Origin of the sequence: Streptomyces sp. NPDC056061, from assembly GCF_042266885.1 — a bacterium.
GTDB lineage: Bacteria > Actinomycetota > Actinomycetes > Streptomycetales > Streptomycetaceae > Streptomyces.
This window is the reverse complement of sequence record NZ_JBHJWQ010000081.1, coordinates 1-3,520: the sequence shown is the minus strand read 5'-3', so window position 1 is coordinate 3,520 and position 3,520 is coordinate 1. Positions and strand designations below refer to the sequence as shown.

Below are 3,520 nucleotides of genomic sequence, written 5' to 3'. Positions count from 1 at the left end.
CGGTGGACTCGTTGGTGTTGCGTCCGGTGTCGGTGGAGCAGATCAGCAGTGCGTCGCGTGACAGTCGGAACGACTCGCTCTTCCGACTCGACTGGGACGAGATATCCGCAGCCCCGGCAAGTGGCCGTTGGGCCGTGCTGGGTTCCGACGCGCTGAGCCCGGCGGCGGGCGACGATGAGCGCCTCGACGTCTACGCCGACCTCGCCGCGCTGACCGAGGCGATCGAGTCCGGAGCCCCGGTGCCGGACGACGTGCTGGTCACGTTCGCACTCGATGCCGATGCCGATGCCGATGCCGATGCCGATGCCGATGCCGATGCCGGACTCGGCTCGGTGCACCTGGCCACGCAGCGAGCGCTCCTTCTGGTCCAGGCGTGGCTGGGCGACGACCGTCTCACGGACTCGCGGTTGGTGGTGCTGACCTCGGGTGCGGCAGTGGTCGGAGCGGGTGAGTCCGTGGACGACCTGGCGGGCGCCGCGGTCCGGGGGCTGGTCCGCTCCGCCGAGTCGGAGAACCCGGGACGATTCGTCCTCATCGACACCGACGGCACGATCGAATCACGGCGCGCCCTCCCGGCGGCGCTGGCCTCCGGCGAGCCGCAGCTCGCGGTGCGCGAGGGTGTGCTGCGGGCTGCACGGCTGGCCCGCGCCGCCGCGCCGGTGACGGAACCGGAGCGTTTTGACCCCGAGGGAACGGTGCTGGTCACGGGTGCGAGCGGCACTCTGGGTGGTTTGTTTGCCCGGCATCTGGTGGTCGAGCGTGGTGTGCGTCGGTTGTTGTTGGTGAGTCGGCGTGGTGGTGCGGCTCCGGGGGCTTCGGAGCTTGCGGCGGAGTTGTCGGGGTTGGGTGCTGAGGTGGTCTGGGCGGCGTGTGATGTCGCGGACCGCGAGGCGCTGGCGGGTGTGCTGGCGTCGGTTCCGGCGGAGCATCCGTTGACCGGGGTTGTGCACACGGCCGGTGTGCTGGACGACGGGATCGTTGGCTCGTTGACGCCGGAGCGTCTGGGGCGGGTGCTGCGTCCGAAGGTGGATGCGGCGTGGAATCTGCATGAGCTGACCGAGGGTCTGGACCTGTCGGTGTTCGTGCTGTTCTCCTCGGCCGCCGGTGTCTTCGGTGGTGCGGGACAGGCCAACTACGCGGCTGCCAACGCCTTCCTGGACGCCCTTGCCCAGCATCGCAGGGCACGGGGGCTGGCTGGGTCGTCGCTGGCCTGGGGCCTGTGGGCCGCCGAGTCGGGCGGCATGGCCGGTGAACTGGACGAGGCGGACGTCTCCCGGATGAACCGGGCCGGGGTCGCCGCACTGTCCGCCGCCGAGGGCCTGGAACTCTTCGACCTGGCGACCGGCGCCGACGAGGCGCTGCTGGTACCGATGCGGCTGGATCTCGCGGCTGTCCGCGCCCAGGCCGCTTCCTCCTCCGGAGCCGTTGCCCCGCTGCTGCGCGGCCTGGTGCGGGTGCAGGCCCGCCGTACGGCCGAGGGCTCGGCCTCCCAGGGCGTGCTGGCACAGCGACTGGCCGGACTCGGTGAAGCCGAGCGGCTCGACACTCTGCTGAACCTGGTTCGTACCCAGGTCGCCGCCGTACTCGGTCACAGCTCCGGCGACGCCGTCGACCCCGAGCGTGCCTTCCGCGACCTGGGCTTCGACTCGCTGACCGCCGTAGAGCTGCGCAACCGCATGAACGCGGTCACCGGCATGCGGCTGCCCGCCACCCTCGTCTTCGACTACCCGACCTCCGAGGTGCTCGCCCGGTACCTGCGGGACGAGCTCGTCGGATCCGGCGCCCGAGCCGACGCCGTGGCACGGACCGTGACCGACGACGAGCCGATCGCGATCGTCGCCATGAGCTGCCGCTACCCCGGCGGTGTCCGGACCCCCGAGGAACTGTGGACGCTGCTGTCCGCAGGCGAGGACGCGATCTCCGGATTCCCGGTCGACCGAGGCTGGGACCTGAACGCGATCTACCACCCCGACCCGGAGCACCCCGGCACCAGCTACACCCGCGAGGGCGGCTTCCTGCACGACGCCGCCGAGTTCGACCCCACATTCTTCGGCATCTCGCCCCGCGAGGCGCTGGCCACCGACCCGCAGCAGCGGCTCCTGCTGGAAACCAGCTGGGAGGCGTTCGAACGGGCGGGCATCGACCCCGTCACCCTGCGAGGCAGCCGCACCGGTGTCTTCGCGGGCGTGATGTACCACGACTACGCCACCCTGGTGGAACAGGCCCCGGACGGCGGCGGCGAAGGCGCGCTCGGCTCCGGCAGCACCGGCTCCATCGCCTCGGGCCGGGTGGCGTACACCTTCGGCCTGGAGGGCCCGGCCGTCACCATCGACACGGCCTGCTCCTCCTCGCTCGTCGCCCTGCACTGGGCCATCCAGGCGCTGCGCAACGGCGAATGCGAACTGGCCCTGGCCGGCGGTGTGACCGTGATGGCCACCCCCGGTACCTTCATCGGCTTCAGTCGCCAGGGCGGCCTGTCCGCCGACGGTCGCTGCCGCGCGTTCTCGGCCGACGCGGATGGTACGGGCTGGGGCGAGGGTGCGGGCATGCTGCTCGTGGAGCGGCTGTCCGACGCGCGTAAGAACGGCCACCCCGTGCTGGCGGTGGTGCGGGGCAGCGCGGTGAACCAGGACGGTGCGAGCAACGGCCTGACGGCGCCGAACGGCCCGTCGCAGCAGCGGGTGATCCGGCAGGCGTTGGCCACGGCCGGTCTGTCGGCGTCCGAGGTGGACGCGGTCGAGGCGCACGGTACGGGTACGACGCTGGGTGACCCGATCGAGGCACAGGCGCTGCTGGCCACCTACGGCCAGGAGCGCGCTGACGACCGGCCGTTGTGGCTGGGCTCGATCAAGTCGAACCTGGGCCACACCCAGGCCGCTGCCGGTGTCGCGGGCATCATCAAGATGGTCATGGCGATGCGCCACGGCGTGCTGCCGAAGACTCTCCACGCGGATCAGGCGTCGCCGCACGTCGACTGGGAGGCGGGTGCGGTCTCGCTGTTGACCGATGCGGTGGAGTGGCCGGAGACCGGCCGCCCGCGCCGCGCGGGCATCTCGTCCTTCGGCATCAGCGGGACCAACGCGCACACCATCATCGAGCAGGCCCCGCTGGACGACTCCGCGACGGCGGAGCCGGTCGAGACCTCGGCAACCGGCACCGGCGTCGTGCCCTGGATCCTGTCGGGCCGCAGTGCTGACGTGCTCAGCGCCCAGGCCGAGCGCCTCCTGGACCACGTGACCGCGCACCCCGAGTTGTCCGCCGACGACATCGGCTACTCCCTCGCGACCGGCCGCGCGGCCTTCGACCACCGCGCAGTCGTGCTCGCCGAGGACCGGACCGCTCTGCTGGACGCTCTGACGGCGCTGGCGGAGGGGCGCAACGCCGCTGCGGGTCTTGTGTCGGGTTCGGTGGTGGGTGGTAAGTCAGCGTTCCTGTTCACGGGGCAGGGGAGTCAGCGGCTGGGTATGGGGCGTGAGTTGTATGACGCGTTCCCGGTGTTCGCGGCGGCTCTGGATGCGGT

Annotated in this window: 1 protein-coding gene; it reads left to right on the top strand. The window is 71.6% G+C overall.

Annotation, left to right across the window (positions count from 1 at the left end):
• On the top strand, positions 1–3,520 hold a 3,520-nt coding region (locus ACFC79_RS38110; protein ID WP_376249847.1), incomplete at both ends, for a type I polyketide synthase.